4 protein-coding genes and 1 pseudogene are annotated in these 4,451 nt (G+C 72.3%); 3 read left to right on the plus strand and 2 right to left on the minus strand.

Annotation, left to right across the window (positions count from 1 at the left end):
• Positions 1-518: pseudogene (locus SSOG_RS40595) on the minus strand (histidine kinase); the annotation flags it as partial.
• Between the two features lie 262 nt (positions 519-780).
• Here SSOG_RS40595 and SSOG_RS40600 point away from each other — a divergent pair.
• Positions 781-1,227 carry a hypothetical protein gene (locus tag SSOG_RS40600; RefSeq protein WP_009720135.1) on the plus strand — a complete coding sequence of 149 codons (447 nt, stop codon included), beginning with the start codon at positions 781-783 and terminating at the stop codon, positions 1,225-1,227.
• A 222-nt stretch (positions 1,228-1,449) separates the two neighbouring features.
• Here SSOG_RS40600 and SSOG_RS40605 read toward each other — a convergent pair whose 3' ends face one another.
• Complete coding sequence (locus SSOG_RS40605) at positions 1,450-1,638, minus strand: hypothetical protein (RefSeq protein ID WP_154686038.1); 189 nt, start codon at positions 1,636-1,638, stop codon at positions 1,450-1,452.
• A gap of 331 nt (positions 1,639-1,969) precedes the next feature.
• Between SSOG_RS40605 and SSOG_RS40610 the strand changes: the two genes are divergently transcribed.
• Together SSOG_RS40610 and SSOG_RS40615 are read left to right on the plus strand one after the other, a co-directional pair.
• Positions 1,970-3,100: a PLP-dependent cysteine synthase family protein gene (locus SSOG_RS40610; protein WP_050800150.1), complete on the plus strand. Its 1,131-nt coding sequence runs from the start codon at positions 1,970-1,972 to the stop codon at positions 3,098-3,100.
• Positions 3,097-4,395, plus strand: coding sequence for an MFS transporter (locus tag SSOG_RS40615; RefSeq protein WP_009720137.1), 1,299 nt, complete (start codon positions 3,097-3,099; stop codon positions 4,393-4,395). The genes SSOG_RS40610 and SSOG_RS40615 overlap by 4 nt, the downstream gene beginning before the upstream one ends.
• Positions 4,396-4,451: the final 56 nt, after the last annotated feature.

Consider the following 4,451-nt stretch of genomic DNA (forward strand, 5'->3'; position numbering starts at 1 on the left):
CCCCGACCGATACCCCGCCGGCCAGGTCGCCGTCGGCCGTGGGTGATGGGCACCGCCGAGATCACGGAGGGGCCCTGGCTCGCCCGGAAGGTCCGGGCGACCGTCTTTCCGGCGAGTTCCTCCCGCACCACCTCGTCGGGGCCGATGATCCGCTTGCCGATCAACGCCGTCTCGGGGTGGGTGAGGCGCATCCCGTGCCGGTCGAAGACCACGACGCTGTCGACGCCGGTGCGCTTGCGCACCTCCTCGGCGCGGGGCTGGAGCAGCGCCGTCGGGTGGTCACCGGCCATGGCCTGGGCGATCCCGGGCCCCTCCGCGAACGATCTGGCGACGGCCAGGGACCGCTGGCGCGCCTCTGAGGTGGCGTGGCTCCGGGCTTCCAGCGCGAGCGCCGTCACCGCCAGGGAGACGAGGACGAGGGTGAGGAGGACCTGAAGGATGAAGGCCTGTCCGGCGAGGCTCGGCGCCCGTGACAGCGTCCGTATTCGGCCCCGGATCATACGAGCAAAATTGCTCATGTCGGCATTTATAACATTCCTTTCCGGCCACTCGACAGGGCCAAGATCATGCGGCGTGGAATCCCCGCCGTCGCTGCGCGGGGGATCATGTTCCGGCCGATCCGTGGCCGAGCGCAATACCTGGTCACCGGGTGATCCGCCGCCGGGGTTCCGGCCGTGGCCCGGAGGGGTGCGTGCCGTGCGCGGACCGTGTCTGGCTTGTTAACGACATGCTCCTGAGCGGTGCCGCAGCGTAGCCGTAAGCAACGCTTAGGATCACCGCATGGTCACGGCCCGGTCGCGTTTCGGCATCCGGTGGGCTCGCATGGTGGCGAGCCCGCTGCGTCTGCTGTGCCTGGCCGCGCTCCTGCTGGGCTTCGTCTCCCTGCACGCGGTGAGCGCCGAGGCCGTATCCGGCCATCTGACCGGCTGCGCGTCCTCTCCCGTGGCGTCCCCGGTGGCGTCCGCCCCGCATGGCGAGACGGGGGAAGAGGCCGAGGAGTCCGGGGCCGCGGGGCGTCATCACGACGACGAGGCGTCCCATTCCGCGCACGAATGCGTCCTCGCGCAGCCCGAGCAGGGGCCCGAGGTGGCGGCTCCATGCCCGGCCCTTCCGGCCGAGGGCATGCTCGATGCAGCCGGGCATACGCCGTCCTCGCGCCCGGTTGCGGCCACGGCGGCCGGTTCCACGCCGTCCGAGCTTCAGCGGACCGCGGTGCTGCGCATCTAGTACGGGCCGGTATCGGACCTCGTCGATCCCTCTTTTCCGGTGACCGCGGTCACCCGTCAGCGGTGGTCGGCGCGATGAGTCCCGCGCCGTGATGGCGCCGTCGTTTCCTTGCCGATTCCAGTCCGTCACCTCCCGCGCCACGCGGCGGGAGGGCGGCCGCCGTGCGGAGAAACCGTGCTGACCCCTGCCCCATGCCCTCATGCCCGGGCCGCCCACCGCCCGTTATGGCTTCGCCGGCTCCTGGCGTTCGTCCTGGGCGCACTGCTGCTGACCGGATCCACCTGCCTCGGCCATGCCCTCGGCGCGGAACACGCCGGGGGTCCGCGCGGCGCGCACGACTCCCGGCAGTCCCCGGCCGCCGAGATCGCCGAGGCTGCCGGGCAGCCGTCCGCCGACGGTCCGGATGGGCACGAGCACTGTGCGCCGACGCCCCGTGAAAAGTCCGGCCGGGCCGTGCAGCCGTCGTTACGTGCCCTTCCCGCCACCGACGCCACCGCCGATGGCTGGCGCACCGTGGTCCTCGCGGTGGCTCCGGACCACCCGCAGGCGCTCTCCGCACGAGCGCCGACGGTCAGATCCACTCTCTGCTCGACCAGTCGGTGGCGCATATAGGAGTCGTCGTCGTGGCCCGTGCCCCGGTTGCCGCCTCCGGCGACCGGACGCGGATCGGTGCAGGCCCCATATCGCCGCACCGTGCCCGAGATGAGCATCCGACGAGCCATCAACCACCGAAAGCGGACAGATGCGATCTCTGACCCTCAACGACGCCACCCCCACCGTCCCCGGACTGTCCGGGCTGGTGGGCAACACGCCCGTCCTGCGGGTGTCCGAGCCCCTGGCCCCGGCCGGCCGCGGCTTCTGGGCCAAGCTGGAGGGCTTCAACCCCGGCGGCATCAAGGACCGGCCCGGTCTGCACATGGTCGAACGGGCGCGCGCCCGCGGAGACCTGCGTCCCGGCGGCGCGATCGTCGAGTCGACCAGCGGCACGCTGGGGCTCGGCCTCGCCCTGGCCGGTCTGGTGTACGGACATCCCGTCACCCTCGTCACCGACCCCGGCCTGGAGCCGTCGATGACCCGGCTGCTGACCGCCTACGGCGCCTGGGTCGACATGGTCACCGAGCCGCATCCGGAGGGCGGGTGGCAGCAGGCCCGCCGCGACCGGGTGACCGAACTCCTCGCCCGCGACGCCGGTTCCTGGTGCCCCGACCAGTACAACAACCCCGACAACACCGCCGCCTACACCCCGCTCGCCCTCGAACTGGCCTCCCGGTTCGGCCACATCGACATCCTGGTGTGCAGCGTGGGCACCGGCGGCCACTCCGCGGGCGTCTCCCGCGTGCTGCGCCAGCTCTACCCCGAGATCACCGTGGTCGGAGTGGACACCGTCGGCTCGACCATCTTCGGGCAGCCCGCCCGCACCCGGCTGATGCGCGGCCTGGGATCGAGCATCTACCCGCGCAACGTGGCCTACGAGAACTTCAGCGAGGTGCACTGGGTCGCCCCGCACGAGGCGGTGTGGACCTGCCGTCAACTGGCCTCGTCGCACTACGCCACCGGTGGCTGGAGCGTGGGCGCGGTCGCGCTGGTCGCCGGGTGGCTGGCCCGTACCCACCCCTCGGACGCCCGGATCGTCGCGGTGTTCCCGGACGGCCCGCAGCGGTATCTGGACACCGTGTACAACGACGACTACTGCGCCGCCAACGGCCTGCTGGACCAGCCGCCCGCACCCGAACCGGACACGATGGGACACCCCGGCGAGCGGGAAGTGGCCCGCTGGACCCGCTGCACCTCCGTGGTCGACCCGCTCGCCCCGGGCGACCCGGCCGGTCCGTCGCGTACCGCCGCCCCGACCGCACCGGAGGCCGCCCGATGAAGGCCACCCTCACCCAGGTGCGGTCGTACGAGCGCAGCGTCCAGCTGCTGATGGTGAACCAGTTCACCATCAACCTCGGCTTCTACATGCTCATGCCCTATCTGGCCGCGCATCTGTCCGGAACCCTCGGGCTCGCCGGATGGCTGGTCGGACTCGTGCTGGGCGTACGGAACTTCAGCCAGCAGGGCATGTTCCTGGTCGGCGGCGCCCTGGCCGACCGGTTCGGCTACAAGCCGCTGATCGTGGCGGGGTGTGTGCTGCGCACCGCCGGTTTCGCGACGCTCGGGCTCGTGGAGTCGCTGCCCGCGCTGCTGGCCGCCTCCGCGGCCACCGGACTCGCCGGGGCCCTGTTCAACCCGGCGGTCAGGGCCTATCTGGCCGCGGACGCGGGGGAGCGCCGGGTGGAGGCGTTCGCCCTGTTCAACATCTTCTACCAGGCCGGAATCCTGCTCGGCCCGCTGGTGGGCATGGTGCTCACGGGCGTCGACTTCCAGATCACCTGCCTGGTCTCGGCCGGGATCTTCGCCGTGCTGAGCGTCGTACAGATCCGGTCCCTTCCGGCCCGCCGCGCCGATGACGGCCCGGAGCCCGGGCGGGAGAGCCGTGAGCGGGTGCTGACCCGGTGGCGCGGGATCCTGGCCAACCGGCCGTTCCTGCTGTTCTCCGTCGCCATGATCGGCTCGTACGTACTGTCGTTCCAGGTCTATCTGGCCCTGCCGCTGGAGGTGCGACGGCTCGGTGGCGAAGGGGAGTTCGGCACCGCGGCGGTGGCGCTGCTCTTCGCCGTCTCCGGGCTGAGCACCATCGTCGGCCAGACCCGGGTGACCGCGTGGTGCAAGGCCCGTCTGGCGCCAGGCCGGGCCCTGGGCTGGGGGCTGGCCCTCATGGGAGTGGCGTTCCTGCCGCTGCTGGTGGCGACCGCGCTGCCGGTGCCGGACGGCGGGCCCGGCCGGTGGTTCCTCGCGGCCGTGCCGCCCGCGCTGGCCGCGTTCCTGCTGGCGCTGGGCACGATGATCGCGTACCCGTTCGAGATGGACACCATCGTCCGGCTCTCGGGGGAGCGGCTCGTGGCCACCCATTACGGGCTGTACAACACCATCTGCGGGGTCGGCATCACCCTCGGGAACCTGCTCACCGGTGCGTCCCTGGACGCGGCACGCGAAGCGGGCATGCCCGCCGTCCCGTGGATCGTGCTGCTCGCGCTCGGCCTGGCCTGCGCTGCGGCGCTCTTCGGACTGCACCGCACGGGCCGGCTGGCCCCGGCGGTGCCCGAACCCCGCCCCGCGGCGGCCTGACCCGTCAGCGGGTTGCCCCCGCCGGTGGCCACGACCGGCCACCGGCGGGGGCTAGG

Source organism: Streptomyces himastatinicus ATCC 53653, from assembly GCF_000158915.1.
GTDB classification, from domain to species: Bacteria; Actinomycetota; Actinomycetes; order Streptomycetales; family Streptomycetaceae; genus Streptomyces; species Streptomyces himastatinicus.

What these genes read in the sequence shown, in the direction of transcription:
- SSOG_RS40600 (WP_009720135.1), top strand. Translation starts at nt 781, where the DNA reads ATGGTCACGGCCCGGTCGCGTTTCGGCATCCGGTGGGCTCGCATGGTG.
- SSOG_RS40610 (WP_050800150.1), top strand. Translation starts at nt 1,970, where the DNA reads ATGCGATCTCTGACCCTCAACGACGCCACCCCCACCGTCCCCGGACTG.
- SSOG_RS40615 (WP_009720137.1), top strand. Translation starts at nt 3,097, where the DNA reads ATGAAGGCCACCCTCACCCAGGTGCGGTCGTACGAGCGCAGCGTCCAG.